Raw genomic sequence first — 19455 nt, 5'->3', positions numbered from 1 at the left:
GTCCCCAGCAGGACGGGCCTGCAGACTCGTCCTGCTGACGCTGGTCGATCTCGATACGCCAGCTGCGCGGCCTACTCGATCAGCATGGGCTTCCCACCGAACCGGACACGTCGGTCTCGATACGGCCGCTGCGCGCCCTACTCGACCAGCATGAGCAGGCAGCCTCAGACCACGGGGCGACTGCCGTCGTCGTGCGAAGCGCGAGACCCGCGCCCACCTGCTGGTCGAGGAGCCGCGGAACGCGGCGTATCGAGACCCACCCCGCCGGACACGTCGGTCTCGATACGGCCGCTCCGCGCCCTCCTCGACCAGCACGGGTGCCGGAGAGCTCAGCCTTCCGGCATGCACGCCGCAGGGTGCAGCCGAACGGGCGATTCGCGTGCCAGCGAATCGCGCTAGGCGTCCGCGACCCGCTCTCTGAGACGCACCACCCCGAGGAGCCGACCGCGCGGACGCCGGGCAGGGACCGGCGTCCGACGTGAGCGGGGCTGCGCCCCGCTCACGTCAGTGGCACAGCCTCTCGAACCAGCTGAGGGCGCTCTGGTCGGTGAGGTTGGCGACCTGGTCGACGACGACCCTGCGGCGGGCGTCGTCGGTGCCGGCGGCGTTCCAGTCCTCGGCGAAGCCGGCGTCGAGGGCGCCGGCGCCGCGTTCGAGGAGGGTGTCGGCGAGGCGGGTGAGGACCTCGCGCTGCTGGGCGTAGATCGGCTGGCGGGTGTTCCGCGACATCACGAAGGTGGCGACGATGCCCTTGAGCACGGCGATCTCGGCCTGCTGCTCGCGGGGCACGACGACGTGGCCCCCGAAGCGGACGAGGTCGGGGTGGGAGTAGGCGTCGCGGGTGGCCTCGGTGGCGGACGCGGCGAAGCGGCCGATGAGCTGGCTGGTGAGGTTCTTCAGCCGGGCCTGGTCGCGGCGCGAGCCGTCCCAGGAGTCGACCCAGACGTCGAGCGAGTCGAGGCGGTCGAACGCGGCGACGAGCTCGTCGTGCCCGATCTCGCCGCCGACCCAGGAGTGCATCGACTCGACGAGGTCGTCGTGGTCCACGCGGGACCCGAGCGCGGCGACGTCGATGTAGCCGGAGAACACGGCGTCCTCGAAGTCGTGCACCGAGTAGGCGATGTCGTCGGAGAGGTCCATCACCTCGGCCTCGATGCAGCGGACGCCCTCGGGCGCGCCCTGGCGCATCCAGGTGAAGGCCGGCTCGTCGTCGGCGTAGAAGCCGTACTTGGCGCGGCCGGACGGGTCGGCGACGGAGCGGGTGTCGGGCCACGGGTACTTGCAGCTGGCGTCGAGGCTCGACCGGGTGAGGTTCAGGCCGTAGGGGCGGTCGTCCTCGCCGAACACCTTCGCCTCGAGCCGCGTCAGCAGCCGGAAGGTCTGCGCGTTGCCCTCGAAGCCGCCGATCGACTCGGCCCAGGTGTTGAGGGCGCGCTCGCCGTTGTGGCCGAAGGGCGGGTGGCCGATGTCGTGAGCGAGGCAGGCGGTGTCGACGACGTCGGGGTCGAGGTCGAGGCTCGTGGCGAGCTCGCGACCGATCTGGGCGACCTCGAGCGAGTGGGTCAGCCGGTTGCGGGCGAAGTCGACACCGGCGGTCGGGCTGAGCACCTGGGTCTTCGCCGCGAGGCGGCGGAGCGAGCTGGAGTGGAAGAGCCGGGCGCGATCGCGGGCGAAGTCGGAGCGGCGGGTGCTGTGGTCCTCCGGCAGGAACCGCTCGACGTCGACGAGCGAGTACCCCCAGAGCGCGCGGTCATCCACCGCTGTGGTGGATCTCGGCGGCCGAGACGGCGTCGCGCTGGTCGGCGTTCAGCTCGCGGGACTCGAGCCAGCGGTCGGGCAGCGACGGCGTCTTCGGCGAGCCGGCGCGGCCGCGCTGGCCCTCGGCCGCCTCGCCCGGGTAGGGCACGTCCGGGTCGAGGGTGGCGAGCAGCTCGTCGAGCTCGGCGAGGGTGACCACGGAGGCCATCTTCGCGCGCAGGTCGCCGCCGACGGGGTAGCCCTTGAAGTACCAGGCGACGTGCTTGCGGATGTCGCGGCAGCCGCGCTCCTCGCTCTCGAAGAACTCGCAGATCAGCTGGGCGTGCCGGCGGAAGGCCGTGGCGACCTGGCCGAGGGTCGGTGTGAAGCGCTCGTCCGATCCCGCGAAGGCGGCGGCGAGGTCGCCGAAGAGCCACGGGCGGCCGAGGCAGCCGCGCCCGACGACGACGCCGTCGCAGCCGGTCTCGCTCATCATCCGCAGCGCGTCCTCGGCCGACCAGATGTCGCCGTTGCCGAGCACCGGGACGCTCGTGATCGCCTGCTTGAGGGTCGTGATCGCCGACCAGTCGGCCTGGCCGCTGTAGAACTCGGAGGCGGTGCGGGCGTGCAGCGCGATCGACGCGACTCCCGCGCCCTCCGCGGCCCGGCCGGCCTCGAGGTAGGTGAGGTGGTCGGAGTCGATGCCCTTGCGCATCTTGACCGTCAGCGGGACGTCGCCCGCGGCCCGCACCGCGCCCTCGACGATCTGACGGAACAGCGGGAGCTTCCACGGCAGGGCCGCTCCCCCGCCCTTGCGGGTGACCTTGGCGACGGGGCAGCCGAAGTTGAGGTCGATGTGGTCGGCGCGGTCCTCCGCGACGAGCATGGTGACGGCCTCGGCGACCGTCTTCGGGTCGACCCCGTAGAGCTGGATCGAGCGGACCTTCTCGCTGGGGTGGTGGCGGATGAGGCGCATCGACTCCGGGGTGCGCTCGACGAGCGCGCGGGAGGTGATCATCTCGCTGACGTAGAGCCCGTTGCCGAACTCGCGGCAGAGCCGGCGGAACGCGGTGTTGGTGATCCCGGCCATGGGCGCGAGGACGACGGGGGCGTCGAGTTCGAGGGGGCCGATCCGGAGCGCCGGCGCGGTGCGCGCGGGCGGTGCGGCCATGAGAGTGGAGGACATCGGCATCGATTCTCCCAGATCCTGTGTTGGGGAAGGCGAACGAGCGGAGAGGTGGGGACGGATGGACGGGAACGGCACTGTGGAGGACGACACCGTGGAGGTCGGAACTGCGGAGGACCGCACATGGGAGGACGGCCCGGCGCGGTTCGAGGCGGATGCGCGCGAGCGCGGACTCGACGTCGAGATCGTCGACCGCCCGGAGGCCGGCAGCCTGGCCGAAGCGGCCGAGCTGCTGGGCATCGAGCCGGGCTCGATCGTGAAGTCGCTGGTGGTGAAGCGCCACGACGGCGGCTTCGTCTTCGCGCTGGTGCCCGGCGGCCGGCAGATCTCCTGGCCGCTGCTGCGCGCGGTGGTCGGCGTGAACAAGCTCCGCCTGCCCGACGAGTCGGTGGCGCTGGAGGCGACGGGCTACCGCCGCGGCACGATCACGCCGATCGGCTCGACGACCGCCTGGCCCGTCGTCGCGGACGAGCGGATCGTCGGCCGCAGGATCGCCCTGGGCGCCGGCACGAGCGGCCGGAGCGCCTTCGTCGACGCGGACGCGCTGATCGCCGCCTACGGCGCGACGGTCGCCGACATCACGATCGAGGAGCCTGCTCGCTGACAGCGGGAGCCGCGGACGCCGGGACCGCGCAGACACCGTCCTCGCAGACGGGCACGTCCGTCGCGCCGAGCATCTCGAACGGCCCGCTCGGCACTCGGTCGCTCATGCGACGACCGCCCGCTGCGACAGCACGTGCTCGAGCACCTCGGTGAAGGCCGTCGGCTCCTGTGCGCCGGAGACCCCGAAGCGGCCGTCGAGCACGAAGAACGGCACCCCGTTGATCCCGTACTCGCGCGCCTGCGCGATGTCGGACTGCACGTCGGCGAGGTGCCGCTGCTCGTCCAGAGCGCGCCGAGCCTCGTCGGCGTCGAGCCCGACCTCCGCGGAGAGGGCGGCCAGGACGTCGGAGTCCGCGAGGTCGCGCCCCTCGACGAAGTAGGCGCGGAGCAGCCGCTCCTTCAGCTCGAGCTGGAGCCCGTTCGCCTTCGCGTGGTGCAGCGCCTGGTGCGCACGGACGGTCTTGACGTGCACGACCGACTCGAAGTGGTAGTCGAGGTCGACCCCCGCCGCGATCGCGGTGACGGAGTCGAGCATCTGCTGCGCCTGCTCCAGCGGGACGCCCTTGTGCTGGGCGAGGAACTCGGCCGTGCCGCCGCGGTAGTCCTCCGGCGTCTCCGGCGACAGCTCGAAGCTGCGGTACCCGACCGCGACCTCCGGCGCATCGGGGTGCGCCGCGCGGAACGCCGCCAGCCCGCGCTCGAACTTGCGCTTGCCGATGTAGCACCAGGGGCAGGCGATGTCGGACCAGATGTCGACGGTGATGGGGGTCTGCGCTTCGCTCACTCCGAGGACAACCGCGGCGACGGGGAGCTATTCCCGCAGCACCCGGACGAGCTCGTCGACGTCGGACTCGTCGTTCCAGAGGTGGAAGGCGACCCGGAGGCGCCCGCCGCGTCCCGAGACGCGCAGCCCTGCGGCCTGCAGGCGCGCCAGATCGGCGCCGTCCTCGTCCGGCCAGGAGACGATCGCGCGGTGCTGCGGCGCGCGGTCGAGGCGCTCGCAGAGCTGATCGCCCAGCCCGGAGGCGCGCTCCCAGACCTCGGCGAGGTCGAGCGAGCGGAACAGCTCGAGCGACGCCTCCGCCCCGACGAACGCCTGCCAGGCGGGCGAGACGTCGAAGCGCCGGGCGTTCTCGGCGAGGTGCATCGCGGGCCCGTAGCACGAGGACCAGACGTCCTCCCCCGAGTACCAGCCGGCCTGCACCGGCAGCAGCTCGGCCGCGTACTCGGGCGAGACGGTAAGGAAGGCGGCGCCGCGCGGCGAGCAGAGCCACTTGTAGGCGTGCGTGAGGGTCGCGTCGAAGCGGGAGGCGTCCACCGGCAGCACGCCCGCGGCCTGGGTCAGATCGCAGGCCGTGCGCACGCCGTGGCGGGCGGCGGCCTGGACGACCGCGTCGAGGTCGGCGAGCGCTCCGCTGCTGGACTGCACGGCCGAGAAGACGACGAGGTCGTCGGCGTCCTCGACCGACTCGGCGAGCGCCTCCAGGGGCACCGATCGCACCACGACGCCGCGGTGGGCCTGGGCGAGGAAGGGGAAGACGATGGAGGAGAAGTCGCCGTCGACGCAGAGCACGTGCGCTCCGTCCGGGAGCGACGCGGCGAGCACGGCGGCCATCGCCGACGTCTGCGAGCCGATCGCGACCCGGTCGACCGGCACTCCGGCGATCTGCGCGAAGGAGGCTCGGGCGCGCTCAGCGACCGCTCCGTAGCCCGCGGCGGTGCCGCCGCCGGCCGACCACTCGTCGAGGTCCGCGCGCAGGGCCTCGGCGGTCGCGCGAGGCGGCAGGCCCAGCGTGCAGGCGTTGTGGTACCCGCGGGCGCCGGGGAAGAGCGCTCGGAGGTCGGCGGGGGCCGGGGGTGCGGTGCTCACCCTCCGAGGATCCCCCTCGACGCCCGGATCGCCAACCTCGCGGCAGCACCGGGCGCGTCGTGCGTCATCGTGCGGCGAGGGCGTGGGCCTGCTCGATCAGCGCGACCACGGCTCGAGCGTCGTGCACGTCGACGGGTGACGGAGCGCCGTCGAGCAGGGCGTGGACGACTCCCGCGAGGAAGGCGGCGTAGTTCCCGCGCTCGCTCGGCACGGCCGTCGTGCCGTGCTCGTCGGTCAGCATCCCCTCCGCGCCCGGCGGAACGACGCCGAAGTCCTCGTCCAGCGGAGTGGCGCCCCCGCCGCGCAGCGCGCCCTCCTGCGGGTCCAGGCCGTCGACCGAGAACGCCGCCCGCGTGCCGAGCACCCGGAAGCGGGGCGCCGAGGCGCGGGCGACCCGGCTCATCGTCAGGTGCGAGCGCACGCCGGACTCGTGGAGCAGCGAGACGAAGGCGTCGTCCTCGCTCGCGCCGCCCGCGTGCACGACGCGGGTCTCCGCCGCGGTGACGACGGCCGGGCCGAAGAGCACCAGGGCCTGGTCGGCGAGGTGGCTGCCGAGGTCGAAGAGTATGCCGCCGCCCTGCGCCGGGCCGATCGCCGTCTGCCAGCGGCCGGTCTTCGGGGCGCTCCAGCGCTCGAACGTCGACTCGAAGCGGATCACGTCACCGAGCGCTCCCTCCGCCAGGAGCCGGCGCAACGTCAGGAAGTCGGCGTCCCAGCGGCGGTTCTGGAAGACGAACACCGGCGCCCCGCCCGCCTCGGAGGCGGCGAGGATCGCGTCGACGTCGGCCGTGCTCGGCGCGAACGGCTTGTCGATGACCACCGCGACACCGGCGGTGAGCACCTGCTCGGCCTGCTCGCGGTGCACGGAGGGCGGCGTCGCGAGGACGACCAGGTCGGGCCCCTCGGCGAGCACCGCGTCGAGGCCGGCGACGATCCGTGCGCCGGGATGCGCAGCGGCGGCCGCCGCCGCCCGCTCCGGATCGCTGGTCGAGATCACGACCAGCGCGACGTCCGGGTGCGCCTCGAGGAACGGTGCGTGGAAGATCCGGCCGGCGAGTCCGTAGCCGACGAGCCCGACGCGGAGTGTGCTGGTCCCGATCGTCATGCTCCGATGGTAGCCAGCGGCGCCATCGGGCCCGCCCCTCCGTCACGCCGACTCCCCCCACCAGCCGAGGTGTCTCGCGGGCAGGCGGACGGAGAAGAGTAGGCCCACCGCACCGCGATCATCTCCGAACAGCGTCCACTGCACGCCGGCCCGGTCTCTGCGGCCCCCGCTCCCTACGCTGACCACTCGCACGCGACGCCGCCTCGTCGAGGCCGCGGAGACGTCCGGATCCGCCGCCGATCGCGCGACGGGTCGACGACGTGCGGATCACGAGCCGACGACCGCATCGCGCCGACATGAGCGGTGACGAGCGATTCACGAGGGATGGACACGATGAAGAAGAATCCGATGATCGGCGCGGGGTGCCTCCTGGCGCTGATGCTGTCCGGCTGCACCGCCGGCACCGCCGGCACGGTGGTCGACTCGACGAGCGGGCCCCGGGCGCTGGTGACCTCGTGGTTCACCCAGCACGGGGAGCCCTCCTGGTTCGACTGCCCGAGCGAGGCCGTGACGGGGCTCGACGGAGTGGATGCGACCTGCGGCAGCATCGCAGCGCCCGTCGACTGGAGCCGCCCCGACACCTCCGAGTCGGTGGACCTCGACCTGATCAGGGTCTCGGTGGGCGGACCGCACGACGAGGTGCTCATGGTCAACCCGGGCGGACCGGGCGTCTCGGCGCGGAACATGGCCCTCGGCCTGGCGACCGTGCCGGAGACCGCTCCCGTCTTCGAGAAGTACGACGTGGTCGGCATCGAGCCGCGAGGCGTCAGCCCCGAGACGGCTCTCGCCTGCGACGTCCAGGCGATGACCGCCGACGACGCGGGTGCGGTGGAGGCGTGCTCGAGCACCAGCCGCTTCGCCGTCCACGCGTCCAGCACGGACGTGGCGATGGACCACGAGCTGCTGCGGCAGGCGCTGCAGCAGCCGGAGCTCGACTACTACGGCGCCTCCTACGGCACCTACATCGGCAGCGTCTACGCGACCCTCTTCCCGGACACCGTCGGCCGGATGATCCTCGACGGCGTCGCGGACACCGCCTCGCGGAACAGGGCGAGCGATCTCGAGGGCTTCGAGGCGAGCCTCACGCGCCTCCTCGCCGCCTGCACATCGGGCGGCATCGGCGCCTGCCCCTTCACCGGCGATGCGACGACGGCGGCCGAGCAGCTCACAGCCCTCCTGCAGTCGCTGACGGCGGAGCCCCGGACGGCGACCGGCCCCGACGGCGCGCCCGCCGAGGTGGGCGGCCGCGAACTCGCGTCCTTCCTGCTGACCAGCCTGTACGAGCCGCGGTCCTCGTGGGGAGAGACGGTCGCCGTCCTCCGCGGGGTGGTGGCGGGCGACGCGGACGCGCTGGACGTCGTCGCGAGCACCGACGACTCGGCTGTCGACCGAGCACTCGAGTACGCCGTCTACTGCGCCGTCCCCGCGGTCCCCGGAGCGAGCGCCGCTCCGGTCGCGGGTGAGGGTCCGACGAGCACGGGGCCGCTCGGCGTCCTCGAGCAGGCGGACGACCCGGTCCGGGACTGCGACCGGTGGGGCGAGTACGAGCGCCTGGATCCGGCGCTCTCCTACACGAGCGGGAACAGGATCCTCATCGCCTCCAACCTGCACGATCCGGCGACGCCGCACGCGGACGCCGTGCGGCTGCACGAGACCGAGGTGACGAACAGCACTCTCGTCGAGGTGGACGCGGACGGTCACGGCGCCCTGTACCGGGACTCGTCGTGCGCGACCGCCATCGCGAACGCCTACCTCGTCGAGGGCACCCTTCCGGCCGACCCGACCCGGTGCGGGACCGACGGCTGAGCCGCCGATCGTGCCGGGCGCGTCAGGCGGACGCGCCCGGCACGTCCACGGCGCCGCCGAAGCGGCGGGTGCGGCCGGCGTAGTGCTCGATCGCGCCCCAGAGGTCCTCGCGGGTGAAGTCCGGCCAGAGCCGGTCGAGGAAGACCATCTCGGCGTAGGCGCTCTGCCAGAGCAGGAAGTTGCTGGTGCGCTGCTCGCCGGAGGAGCGCACGAAGAGGTCGACGTCCGGCATGTCGGGCAGGTAGAGCGCCTTGCCGATCGTCTTCTCGGTGATGCCGGACGGCTTCAGCCGGCCCGCGGCGACCTCGGCGGCGATCCGCTGCACCGCGTCGGCGATCTCGGTGCGGCCGCCGTAGTTGACGCACATGGTGAGCGTGAGGACGTCGTTGCCCTCGGTCAGCTTCTCGGCGTACTGCAGCTCGTTGATGACCGACGCCCAGAGCCGCGGCTTCCGGCCGGCCCAGCGCACGCGCACGCCCCACTCGTTCAGCTGGTCGCGGCGGCGGTGCAGCACGTCGCGGTTGAAGCCCATCAGGAAGCGCACCTCGTCGGGCGAGCGCTTCCAGTTCTCGGTAGAGAAGGCGTAGACGCTGAGGTGCTTGACGCCGATCTGGATCGCTCCCGCGACCACGTCGAGCAGCGACGCCTCGCCGCGCTTGTGCCCCTCCACCCGGGTCAGCCCGCGGGAGTTGGCCCAGCGGCCGTTCCCGTCCATCACGATCGCGACGTGCTCGGGCACCGCCTTGCGCGGCAGCTCCGGCGGGTGCACGCCGGTCCAGTCGAGGGGGCGGAACGGGACGGCGTCCCTGTGGGTGAACGGCTTCATCGGGTGACGTGCTCCAGAGATCTCAGTCCGCGCTCGAGGTGCCACTGGGTGTAGGCGGCGACCACGCCGCTCGCTCGGGAGCGGGTCGAGGGCTCCGTCGTCTCGGCGTGCTCCCAGTCTCCCGTGAGCAGGGCGCCGAGGAGGACGACCACCTCGGGGGCGACGCGCGGGGCGCCGGGGGGCGTGCACTCCTCGCAGACCACAGAGCCGAGCTGGACGACCACGGCGCCGTGCGGGCCGGGGGCGCCGCAGCGGGCGCAGTCCTCGAAGCTCGGCGCCCAGCCGGCGATCGAGAGCGCGCGCAGCAGGTAGGAGTCGAGCGTGAGCACCGGCTCGTGCTCGTGCTTCGAGAGCGAGCGCAGGGCGCCGACGAGCAGGAGGTACTGCTGCAGCGACGCGTCGGCGTCGGTGAGGCGGTCGGCCGTCTCGACCATCGCGCTCGCCGCGGTGTAGCTGTCGTAGTCGGCCGCGATGATCGCGCCGTACGCGCCGAGCGACTCGGCCTGCGTGACGATGTCGAGGCTCCGGCCCTCGTAGAGCTGCAGGTCGGCGACCATGAACGGCTCGAGCCGCGAGCCGAACTTGGAGCCGGTCTTGCGCACGCCCTTCGCGACCGCGCGGATCTTGCCGTGGCTGCGCGAGAGCAGCGTCACGATGCGGTCGGCCTCGCCCAGCTTGTGGGTGCGCAGCACGACGGCTTCGTCACGGTAGGTGGGCATGCGCTCGATTATCCTCCCCACCCCTGACAACCCCGCGGTGGACCGGCACCCGCCCGCTCCCGCCCGTGGAACGATGGCTCGGTGGCCGCCTCCCTCTTCGAGATCCCCGCCTGGGCCGACCTCCTCGCCATCGCGATCGGCTGCCTGCAAGGTGCGATGTTCGCGGGCGAGTTCCGCGACCGCCGGATCGACCTGCTCGGCGTCACGATCATCGGCACGGCGACGGGGCTCGGCGGCGGCGTGCTGCGCGATCTGCTGCTGCAGACCCCGCTCGTGGCGCTGCACACCAACGCCTACCTGCTCGTCGCGGTGACGGCCTCGCTCTTCGGCATGCTGCTGCAGCACGTGCTCAACCGGGTCGACGGCACGATCACGGCGCTCGACGCCCTGACGATCGGGCTCTTCGGCGCCATCGGGACGACGAAGGCGCTCTCGCTCGGCGTGCCGGAGGTGCCCGCCGTGTTCGTCGGCACCGTCTCGGCCGTCGGAGGCTCGGTGATCCGGGACATCCTGCTCAACCGGCCGATCGCGCTGATGCACGTGGGCTCGCTCTACGCGATCGCGGCGACCGCCGGCACAGTCGTGCTGGTGGTCGCGCTGCGGTTCGGGATGGTGATCGACTACGCGGCGCCGATCGCGGTGCTGGTCACGGCCGTCATCCGGCTGCTGGCGGTGCGCTACGGCTGGAGCCTGCCGGAGCAGCGGGCGCTGAGCCGGGTGCCGCGGCTGGGCTGGCGGAAGCGAGGCTGACGGCGGGGATGCACGTCCGGACGGCTCGCGGAAGCCCGCGCCCGTGTCGGAGGTCCGACCTAGGGTGGCGGCATGACCGCTGCGGGCACCACGACAGACCGACACGACGTGCTGATCATCGGCGGGGGGAACGCGGGGCTCTCGGTCGCGGGACGCCTCCGCCGCTACGGCGTGAAGGACGTCGCGGTGATCGAGCCGCGCGAGACGCACCTCTACCAGCCGATGTTCTCCCACGTGGCCGGCGGCACCGCTCCCGCCTCGAAGGCGACCCGGCCGCAGGGCTCGGTGACGCCGAAGGGTGTGACCTGGATACGGGACCGCGTCGAGGCGATCGACCCCGCCGCGAAGACGGTCGTGCTCGCCTCCGGTCGGCAGGTCGGCTACGGCGACCTCGTCGTCTGCCCCGGCATACAGAAGGACTGGGAGGCGGTGCCCGGGCTGTCGGAGGCGATGGCGTCGCCGGTCGGTGTCTCGAACTACGAGTTCGAGTACGCGCGGAAGGCGTCGAGCGTGCTCCGCGGCGTCCGCTCCGGCACGGTCGTCTTCACCCAGCCGAGCGGCCCGGGCACCTGCTCCGGCGCCTCGCAGAAGCCGATGTACCTCGCCTGCGACTACTGGCGCGAGATCGGCGTGCTCGCGGACGTCCACGTCGTGCTCGTCGTGCCGACGCCGACGATGTTCGGGATGCCGCTGATCGACGCGGAGCTCGAGCGAAAGGTGGCGGAGTACGGGATCGACGTGCGCTACAGCCGCGAGCTGGTCGAGGTGGACGCCGAGAAGCGGACGATCGTCATCGCCGGCGAGGACGGCCGGAGCGCGCAGCTGGGTGTCGACCACGACGGCGGGCACATCGGCACCGAGCAGCGGGAGACGCTCTCCTACGACGTGCTGCACGCCGTGCCGCCGCAGTCAGCGCCGGACTGGCTAGCGGGCACCGGACTCGTGGCGGAGGGCGGCGTCGGCGGCTTCGTCGAGGTCGACCCGCTGACGCTGCGCCACCCCCGCCACCCCGAGGTCTGGTCGCTCGGCGACGCCGCCGCGACCACCAACTCGAAGTCGGGCGGAGCGCTCCGGCAGCAGACGAAGACCCTGGCGAAGAACCTCGTCGCCGCCCGCAAGGGGAAGCCGCTCCCCCAGGTCTACAACGGCTACTCGGTCTGCCCGTTCGTCGTCTCGCGCTCGACCGTCGTCTTCGCCGAGTTCGACGACCGCTACCGCCCGAAGCCGACCATCCCCTTCTGGAAGGGCCTCGCGAAGGAGCGCCGCCTCACCTTCCTCGCCGACCGCTACCTGCTCCCCTGGGTCTACTGGAACCTCATCCTCCAGGGCCGCGCCTGACGGAGGTCCGCCTCGGCGGCGACCACAGCGGCGCGCAGCATGCTGATCGGGAAGCCGCGGAACGCGGCATCCTCATGCTGGTCGAGTAGCCGCGGCACGCGGCGTATCGAGACCCACCACCGCATGGACGGGGGGGTCTCGATACGCCCGCTCCGCGGGCTACTCGACCAGCATGGCGTGCCCGCTCCGCGGGCGACTCGCAGGCAGGGAACGGGCCGCGCCGCCTCGGCGGCCGCCCAGCGCGAGCGTCAGGCCGAGGCCGTCGCCAGCTCGCGGTCCGGGGCCTCCTCCCGGAGGGCGCGGTTGACGGCCGAGACGATCGCCTTCAGCGAGGCGGTCGAGATGTCGGCGTCGACGCCCACGCCCCAGAGGGTGCGGCCGTTGACCGAGCACTCGACGTAGGAGGCGGCCAGCGCGTCGCCGCCGGCGCTGAGAGCGTGCTCGACGTAGTCGAAGACGCGGACCTCGACGCCGTGCTGCGCCAGCACCGCCTCGAAGGCGTTGATCGGGCCGTTGCCGGTCGCGCTCGCCGTGACCGTCTCGTCGCCGACGCGCAGCACGGCGTCGAGGGCGATCGAGCCGCCCAGGTCGCTCGAGGTGCTCGTGCGGGCCAGCTCGAAGCGGCCCCACTTGTCCTCGGCGCGGTGCGCGGGCGCGGGCAGGTACTCGTCCTGGAAGATCGTCCAGATCTGCTCACTGGTGACCTCGCCGCCCTCGGCGTCCGTCTTGGCCTGCACGACCGCGGAGAACTCGATCTGCAGGCGGCGCGGCAGGTCCAGCGCGTGGTCGGTCTTCAGCAGGTACGCGACACCGCCCTTGCCGGACTGCGAGTTGACGCGGATGACCGCCTCGTAGGAGCGGCCGAGGTCCTTCGGGTCCACCGGCAGGTACGGCACGGCCCAGGTCAGCTCGTCGCGGCTGACGCCGGTGCGCTCGGCCTCGGCCTCCATCGCCTCGAAGCCCTTCTTGATGGCGTCCTGGTGCGAGCCGCTGAACGCGGTGAAGACCAGGTCGCCGGCCCAGGGGCTGCGCTCCGGCACGGCCAGCTGGTTGCAGTACTCGGCCGTGCGCTTGATGCCGTCCATGTCGCTGAAGTCGATCTGCGGGTCGATGCCCTGGGTGAACAGGTTCACGCCCAGCGCGACCAGGTCGACGTTGCCGGTGCGCTCGCCGTTGCCGAAGAGGCAGCCCTCGATGCGGTCCGCGCCGGCCAGGTAGCCCAGCTCGGCCGCCGCGACCGCGGTGCCGCGGTCGTTGTGCGGGTGCAGCGAGACGATGATGTTCTCGCGCTGGGCGAGGTTGCGGCACATCCACTCGATCGAGTCGGCGTAGACGTTCGGCGTCGCCATCTCGACCGTGGCGGGCAGGTTGAGGATGACCTTGCGCTCCGGAGTCGGCTCGAAGACCTCGACCACGCGATCGCAGATCTCGCGGGCGAAGTCGAGCTCGGTGCCGGTGTAGCTCTCGGGCGAGTACTCGTAGTAGACGGCGGTGCCGGGCACCGACGCCTCCATCTCGCGGCACTTGCGCGCGCCGGCGAGGGCGATGTCGATGATGCCCTGGCGGTCCTTGCGGAAGACGACCTCGCGCTGCAGCACGCTGGTCGAGTTGTAGAGGTGCACGATCGCCTGGCGGGCGCCGCGGATCGACTCGTAGGTGCGCTCGATCAGGTGGTCGCGGGCCTGGGTCAGCACCTGGATGGTGACGTCCTCCGGGATCGCGTCCTCCTCGATGAGGCTGCGGACGAAGTCGAAGTCGGTCTGGCTGGCGCTCGGGAAGCCGACCTCGATCTCCTTGTAGCCCATCCGGACCAGGAGGTCGAACATGATCCGCTTGCGCTCGGGGCTCATCGGGTCGATCAGCGCCTGGTTGCCGTCGCGGAGGTCGACGGCGCACCAGCGCGGCGCCGTGGTGATGCGCTTGGCCGGCCAGGTGCGGTCGGGCAGCTCCACGACGATCTGCTCGTGGAACGGCTTGTACTTGCCGATCGGCAGCGACGACGGCTTCTGGGTGTTCTTCATGAGGGTGCTCTCCCGGCGCGCGGACGCGCCTGTCTCTCGTCTCGCGGGGATCCGGATGCGGATCGAACCACGCGGGTGGTCTGTGGTGACGATGGGTCTGGTTCAGCCGACGACGGACTCCGCGACGAGGAGGGCCTGAGGATCAGATCTCGTCGCGGCGGCTAAGAAGGAGCAGACCGATGCGCACGCGACCACGGTAGCACTGCGCTCGCGGGTCGGCACCCCGGCGCGGCAGTGCGGCGCGCGGGCCGGCTCAGGCGACGAGCCCGTTCTCGTAGGCGTAGACGACGAGCTGCACCCGGTCGCGCAGCCCGAGCTTGCCGAGCGTGCGGCTGATGTGCGTCTTGACCGTGGCCTCGCTGAGGAACTCCGCCCGGGCGATCTCGGTGTTGCTGAGGCCGCGCGCGGCGAGTTGGAAGATCTCGCGCTCCCGGTCGGTCAGCGTGCCGAACGCGGCGGGAGTCTCGCGGCCGCTCCCCGGCGCGCCGAAGTGCTCGAAGAGCTCCCTCGTCGCGGAGGCGGCGACGACCGCGGTGCCGGCGTGCACGGTGCGGACGGAGGCGAGCAGGAAGCCCGGCTCGGTGTCCTTGAGCAGGAAGCCGCTCGCCCCGGCGCGGATCGCGCGGGCGGCCGCCTCGTCCAGGTCGAAGGTGGTGAGCACCAGGATGCGCGGCGGCTCCACGTCCTTCTCCGCGGCGTCGGCGAGGATCCGGCGCGTCGACTCGATGCCGTCGACCCCCGGCATCCGGATGTCCATCAGCACCACGTCCGGGGCCAGCCGGCCGACGAGCTCCGCGCCCTCCGCGCCGTCGGACGCCTCGCCGACCACCTCGAGGTCCGGCTGGGAGCTGAGCAGCATGCGGATGCCGGCGCGGAAGAGCGCCTGGTCGTCGACGAGGACGAGGCGGATGGTGTCGGTCATGCGGGGTGGCCTCCAGAGGCGACGGGCAGGGCGGTGGAAGTGGGGGCGGGCAGGTGCGCGTCGACCACGAAGTCGTCGCCCTCGGGGCCGGCGCGGAGGACGCCGCCGACGAGAGCGGCGCGCTCGCGCATCCCGACGAGCCCGTGCCCCTCCCCGGGCACGCGAGCGGCGGCCTCCGCGTCGGCGCAGCGCGCGTTGCGGACGGTGAGGACGATCTCGCCGGACTCGCGGCGGAGCGCGACGTCGAGCGGGGAGCCGGGCCGGCCGTGCCGGAGCGCGTTCGTCGTCGCCTCCTGCACGATGCGGTAGAGCGCGAGGCCGATGCCGCGCGGCACGGTCTCGAGGTCGACCTCGAGCTCGGACCGCAGCTGCGTCCCGGCTCCGGAGACGCTCTCGAGCAGTGCCGGCAGGTCACGCGCCTCCGGCTGCGGTCCGTCGCTCTGGCTGTGCCGCAGCTGAGCCAGGAGGACGCGGACGTCGCCGAGCGCGTCGCGGGCGACCGAGGAGATGGTGAGCAGGGCGGCGTCGGTCTGCTCCGGGCTCGACGCGCCGAGGTAGCGGGCGCCGTCCGCCTGCGCGATCACGACGGCGAGCGAGTGCGCGACGACGTCGTGCATGTCGCGGGCGATGCGGTTGCGCTCCTCGACCGTGTCCAGCTCGCGCTGCGCCGCCGCACGCTCGCGCTCGGCCTCGGCGCGGAGGGCCTGCCCCTCGCGCGCTCGCCGCACCGAGCGGGAGAGCAGGCCGACCGTCCAGGAGAGGCCGAGCGTGGCGAGGATCCCGCCGAACACCGCTCCCCCGGTCAGGATCGGCGAGGGGATGGACTGGACGAGCCGGAAGACGATGATCAGGTAGACGACGGCCACGATCGCGCCGAGCACCGCGGAGACGGCTCCCGCCGCGCGCACCCGGCGCCGCTCGGACGCACCGGTGCCGAAGAGCACCGCGAGGATCGCGAGGTCGACCGGTCCCGGTGCCAGCTGCAGACCCATCTGCAGGAGCGCCCCGCCCCAGGCGATCGTGAGGGAGAGTGCCGGCGCCCGGCGGTGCAGGACCAGCGCGACCGCCAGCACTCCGCCGACGACCGGCTGGAGCGAGCCGTCGGGCGCCGCGAACGGCACGGTCGAGATCAGCAGCAGGAGGAGCGCCTGCCAGCCGGCCGCTCCGACGGCGAAGCCGTCCTGCGGACCGGCGACGCGCACCACGAGTGCATCGATCCTGTCGTCGGGACCGACCGGCCGCCGCACCCCGGCGCGCCAGACCAGGACCTCCGCGCCGGCGAGGAGGGCGGCGACGACCAGTGCGGCGACGGCGCGGAAGAGCAGGACCTGGTCGGCGCTCTCCTCCTGCGGCAGCAGCAGCTCGGTCCCGCTCAGTGCGGCGACCAGCCCGGCGACGCCCGCGAGCAGGAGGGCGCCGACGAGGGTCAGCGTCCGCGTCCAGGGACCGAGCCGACGCGCGGTGGACCAGAGGACGAGCAGGCCCACCAGGACACCGTCCACCGGCACGCCGAGGAGCGGGATCCCGCCGCCGGTGACCGCCCCGACGGCGATCAGGGACGGCGCGAGGGCCGGCAGGAAGGCCGCGAGGCCGAGGCCGAGCGCGATCAGCAGGCCGCCGCTGAGGTGCTCCGGCGCGATCAGGCCGGCCGCGCTCAGTCCGAGGTGGAGGACCCCGAGCAGGGCTCCCGCGATCGGGAGCGTCGCCGGACGATCCAGGAGCGCACGCATGAGCCCCACGCTACGCGGCGAGGTCGCCGCCGGGCGTCGTCCGGCAGAGTGACTGCCGTCCCCCTGCCGATCCGGCGCCGCGCTCACCGGCTCAGAAGCCGAGGCGGCCGAGCAGCTTCGGGTCGCGCTGCCACTCCTTGGCGACCTTCACCCGGATGGAGAGGAACACGCGCCGGCCGAGCAGCCGCTCGATCTGCTCGCGCGACACCGCGCCCACCTCGCGCAGGCGCTGGCCCCCCTTGCCGATGATGATGCCCTTCTGGCTGTCGCGCTCCACGAAGACGTTCGCGTAGATGTCGATGAAGGAGCCGTCCTCGCGCTCGACCATGTCGTCGAGGGTCACGGCGAGCGAGTGCGGCAGCTCGTCCGAGACGCCCTCGAGCGCGGCCTCGCGGATGAACTCCGCGATGCGCGAGCCGGTGTCCTCGTCGGTCACGGCCTCCTCGGGGTAGAGCGCGGGCGAGACCGGCATGAGGCGCAGCAGCTCGACCGCGAGCACGTCGAGCTGCTCCTCGGTGACCGCCGAGATCGGCACGATGGTGTCCCACTCGCGCAGCTCGGAGACGGCGAGCAGCTGCTTCGCGACCGACTTCTTCGAGGAGAGGTCGACCTTGGAGACGATCGCGACCTTGCGGGCGCGCGGGAAGGCCTCGAGCTGCTCGTTGATGAAGCGGTCGCCGGGGCCGATCGGCTCGTCGGCCGGGAAGAGCATCCCGATCACGTCGACGTCGCCGAGGGTCGAGGTGACGAGGGAGTTCAGCCGCTCGCCGAGCAGCGTGCGCGGGCGGTGGATGCCAGGGGTGTCCACCACGATGAGCTGGCCGTCGGGGCGGTGCACGATGCCGCGGATGGCGCGGCGGGTGGTCTGCGGCTTCGAGCTGGTGATGGCGATCTTCTCGCCGACCAGCGCGTTGGTGAGCGTGGACTTGCCGACGTTCGGGCGGCCCACGAACGACACGAAGCCCGCCCGGTAGGGGGTCGTGGGAGTGCTGGGGTCGGTCATCGTGCGTCCTCGTCCTGGTGGTCTGTCTCGGCGACGATCGCGACCGGTCCGGTGCCGGTCTCGCCTGAGGGATCGTAGTCGGGATCGCGCCGCACGATGACGGTCGAGATGGTGCCGCGGCGGGGATCCGCCTGCTCGGCCTCGAGGATCACCCCGTCGATCCGCGCGGTCGCGCCGCGCTCGGGCAGGCGGCCGTAGGCCTTGGTGAGCAGTCCGCCTACCGAGTCGACGTCGTCGTCCTCGAGGTCGAGTTCGAACAGCTCGCCCAGCTCGTCGACGGGCAGCCGCGCCGAGACGCGGTAGACGCCGGGCTCGATCTCCTCGAAGAGGTCGACCTCGCGGTCGTACTCGTCCGAGATGTCGCCGACGAGCTCCTCGATCAGGTCCTCGAGCGTCACGAGCCCGGCGATGCCGCCGTACTCGTCCACCACCATGGCGAGGTGGTTGGACTCGAGCTGCATCTGGCGCAGCAGCTCGTCGGCCTTCTTCGACTCCGGCACGAACAGCGCCGGGCGGGCGAGGTCGGCCGCGGAGTCGTCGTCGTCCGGGCGCTCGTAGGTGTGCCGGGCGACGTCGCGGAGGTAGAGCACGCCGAGCACGTCGTCGACGCCGTCGCCGATGACGGGCAGCCGGGAGATGCCGCGACTGAGCAGCAGGCCCATGCCGGCGCCGACCGAGGCGCCGGCCTCGATCGTCACCATGTCGGTCCGCGGCACCATCACCTCGCGCACCAGCGTGTCGTTGAACTCGAAGATGGAGTGGATGAGCTCGCGGTCGTCCTGCTCGAGGACCGACTGCTCGGTCGCCTCGTCGACCATGCTGAGCAGCTGCTCCTCGGAGGAGAAGCCGGCCGAGCGGCCGGTGCCCGGGGTGACCCGGTTGCCCAGCGCGACGAGACCGTGCGCGACCGGGCCGAGCGCGACCCGCAGCACGTGCACGAGCGAGGCGCTGGAGCCGAGCACGGCGCGGGCGTGGGCGCGCCCGACGCTGCGCGGGCTGGAGCCGACGAGCACGAACGAGACGGCCGCCATGATCAGGATCGCGAGCAGGAGCGCCAGCCAGAGCGCGTCGACCACGACGACGAGCACGGTGGTGACGAAAACCGCGGCGGTCGTCTCGGCCGCGATCCGGGTGAAGTTGACGACGTTGACGTGCGCGCTCATGTCGCCGGCGATGGCCCGCAGGGCGCGCGAGCTGCGCGAGTGGTTCGCCATCTCGAGGACGTCGCTGCGGGAGAGCACGCCGAGCGCGGCGTCGGTGGCGGCGAGCCAGCCGCCGAGGGCGACGAGGCCGAGGGCCGCGATGAGGAGCTGGACGGTGAGCACGCCGGGCCTAGCGGCGTCGCTCGCTGATGTGGAACCCGACGAGGATGTCGCGCTGGATGCCGAACATCTCGCGCTCCTCCTCGGGCTCCGCGTGGTCGAAGCCGAGCAGGTGCAGCAGCCCGTGGGCCGTGAGCAGCAGCAGCTCGTCGAGCACGGAGTGGCCGGCGGCCTCGGCCTGGCTCTGCGCCACCTGCGGGCAGAGCACGATGTCGCCGAGCAGGCCGGCCGGGGTCGGCTCGTCCTCGGTGCCGGGGCGCAGCTCGTCCATCGGGAAGCTCAGCACGTCGGTCGGGCCGGGCTCGTCCATCCACTGCACGTGCAGCTGCTCCATCGCCCCCTCGTCGACCAGCACGATGGCGAGCTCGGCGTCGGGGTGCACGTGCATCGAGTCGAGCGCGTAGCCCGCGAGGCGCAGCAGGGTCGCCTCGTCGACGGGGATGCTCGACTCGTTGTTGATCTCGATGCTCACGGGGTGCGGTGTTCCTTCGATCGGGAGGGGCTCGGCGGGGCGGGA

17 protein-coding genes are annotated in these 19455 nt (G+C 72.6%); 4 read left to right on the top strand and 13 right to left on the bottom strand.

From position 1 onward, the window contains the following. Positions 1–504 precede the first annotated feature (504 nt). Both EDF35_RS08460 and dusB read right to left on the bottom strand, forming a co-directional pair. Positions 505–1758 carry a deoxyguanosinetriphosphate triphosphohydrolase gene (locus tag EDF35_RS08460; RefSeq protein WP_133961828.1) on the bottom strand — a complete coding sequence of 418 codons (1254 nt, stop codon included), beginning with the start codon at positions 1756–1758 and terminating at the stop codon, positions 505–507. Then, positions 1751–2923, bottom strand: a complete 1173-nt coding sequence (gene dusB, locus EDF35_RS08455) for a tRNA dihydrouridine synthase DusB (protein ID WP_243839907.1) — start codon at positions 2921–2923, stop codon at positions 1751–1753. The genes EDF35_RS08460 and dusB overlap by 8 nt, the downstream gene beginning before the upstream one ends. A gap of 94 nt (positions 2924–3017) precedes the next feature. Here dusB and EDF35_RS08450 point away from each other — a divergent pair, with 94 nt between their 5' ends. Then, the gene (locus EDF35_RS08450) at positions 3018–3527 is read left to right on the top strand and encodes a YbaK/EbsC family protein (RefSeq protein WP_243839906.1); all 510 of its coding nucleotides are present in this window, start codon (positions 3018–3020) and stop codon (positions 3525–3527) included. Positions 3528–3629: 102 nt separating this feature from the next. Here the strand turns inward: EDF35_RS08450 and EDF35_RS08445 are convergent, their stop codons facing one another. From EDF35_RS08445 to EDF35_RS08435, 3 genes are all read right to left on the bottom strand, one after another. Then, positions 3630–4310 carry a DsbA family oxidoreductase gene (locus EDF35_RS08445; protein ID WP_133961824.1) on the bottom strand — a complete coding sequence of 227 codons (681 nt, stop codon included), beginning with the start codon at positions 4308–4310 and terminating at the stop codon, positions 3630–3632. Between the two features lie 27 nt (positions 4311–4337). After that, positions 4338–5396, bottom strand: coding sequence for an aminotransferase class V-fold PLP-dependent enzyme (locus EDF35_RS08440; RefSeq protein ID WP_133961822.1), 1059 nt, complete (start codon positions 5394–5396; stop codon positions 4338–4340). A gap of 64 nt (positions 5397–5460) precedes the next feature. Continuing rightward, positions 5461–6501 carry a Gfo/Idh/MocA family oxidoreductase gene (locus tag EDF35_RS08435; RefSeq protein WP_133961820.1) on the bottom strand — a complete coding sequence of 347 codons (1041 nt, stop codon included), beginning with the start codon at positions 6499–6501 and terminating at the stop codon, positions 5461–5463. Between the two features lie 333 nt (positions 6502–6834). Between EDF35_RS08435 and EDF35_RS08430 the strand changes: the two genes are divergently transcribed. Further along, positions 6835–8307 carry an alpha/beta fold hydrolase gene (locus EDF35_RS08430; protein WP_133961818.1) on the top strand — a complete coding sequence of 491 codons (1473 nt, stop codon included), beginning with the start codon at positions 6835–6837 and terminating at the stop codon, positions 8305–8307. Between the two features lie 22 nt (positions 8308–8329). Here the strand turns inward: EDF35_RS08430 and EDF35_RS08425 are convergent, their stop codons facing one another. Together EDF35_RS08425 and recO are read right to left on the bottom strand one after the other, a co-directional pair. Beyond that, positions 8330–9133 (bottom strand): isoprenyl transferase, encoded by an 804-nt coding sequence (locus EDF35_RS08425; RefSeq protein WP_123732113.1) that lies wholly within the window; start codon positions 9131–9133, stop codon positions 8330–8332. Continuing rightward, entirely contained in the window at positions 9130–9852 is a 723-nt protein-coding gene (gene recO / locus EDF35_RS08420; protein ID WP_133961816.1) for a DNA repair protein RecO, read from the bottom strand. Before recO ends, EDF35_RS08425 begins: the two co-directional genes overlap by 4 nt. Before the next feature lie 81 nt (positions 9853–9933). On the opposite strand from recO, the gene EDF35_RS08415 reads away from it, so the two are divergent. Both EDF35_RS08415 and EDF35_RS08410 read left to right on the top strand, forming a co-directional pair. Beyond that, entirely contained in the window at positions 9934–10602 is a 669-nt protein-coding gene (locus tag EDF35_RS08415) for a TRIC cation channel family protein (RefSeq protein WP_243586590.1), read from the top strand. A gap of 72 nt (positions 10603–10674) precedes the next feature. Next, a complete protein-coding gene (locus tag EDF35_RS08410) occupies positions 10675–11940 on the top strand; it encodes an FAD-dependent oxidoreductase (RefSeq protein WP_133961814.1) in 1266 nt (421 codons plus the stop codon). Between the two features lie 248 nt (positions 11941–12188). On the opposite strand, the gene leuA is transcribed toward EDF35_RS08410, so the two are convergent. From leuA to ybeY, 6 genes are all read right to left on the bottom strand, one after another. Next, positions 12189–13961, bottom strand: coding sequence for a 2-isopropylmalate synthase (leuA, locus tag EDF35_RS08405; protein ID WP_123735455.1), 1773 nt, complete (start codon positions 13959–13961; stop codon positions 12189–12191). Between the two features lie 253 nt (positions 13962–14214). Continuing rightward, on the bottom strand, positions 14215–14883 hold the full coding sequence (locus EDF35_RS08400) for a response regulator transcription factor (RefSeq protein ID WP_133961812.1): 669 nt from the start codon (positions 14881–14883) through the stop codon (positions 14215–14217). Continuing rightward, positions 14880–16613: a histidine kinase gene (locus EDF35_RS08395; RefSeq protein ID WP_133961809.1), complete on the bottom strand. Its 1734-nt coding sequence runs from the start codon at positions 16611–16613 to the stop codon at positions 14880–14882. Before EDF35_RS08395 ends, EDF35_RS08400 begins: the two co-directional genes overlap by 4 nt. A 91-nt stretch (positions 16614–16704) precedes the next feature. Then, entirely contained in the window at positions 16705–17616 is a 912-nt protein-coding gene (gene era / locus EDF35_RS08390; protein WP_123732108.1) for a GTPase Era, read from the bottom strand. Next, entirely contained in the window at positions 17613–18941 is a 1329-nt protein-coding gene (locus tag EDF35_RS08385) for a hemolysin family protein (RefSeq protein WP_133961807.1), read from the bottom strand. The genes era and EDF35_RS08385 overlap by 4 nt, the downstream gene beginning before the upstream one ends. A 7-nt stretch (positions 18942–18948) precedes the next feature. Further along, a complete protein-coding gene (ybeY, locus tag EDF35_RS08380; RefSeq protein WP_123445622.1) occupies positions 18949–19410 on the bottom strand; it encodes an rRNA maturation RNase YbeY in 462 nt (153 codons plus the stop codon). Between the last annotated feature and the right edge of the window lie 45 nt (positions 19411–19455).

It is taken from the genome of Rathayibacter sp. PhB151 (genome assembly GCF_004366415.1).
Taxonomy (GTDB): Bacteria; Actinomycetota; Actinomycetes; order Actinomycetales; family Microbacteriaceae; genus Rathayibacter; species Rathayibacter festucae.
Note: the sequence above shows the minus strand (reverse complement) of the source record. Positions and strands in the feature narration are given on the sequence as shown.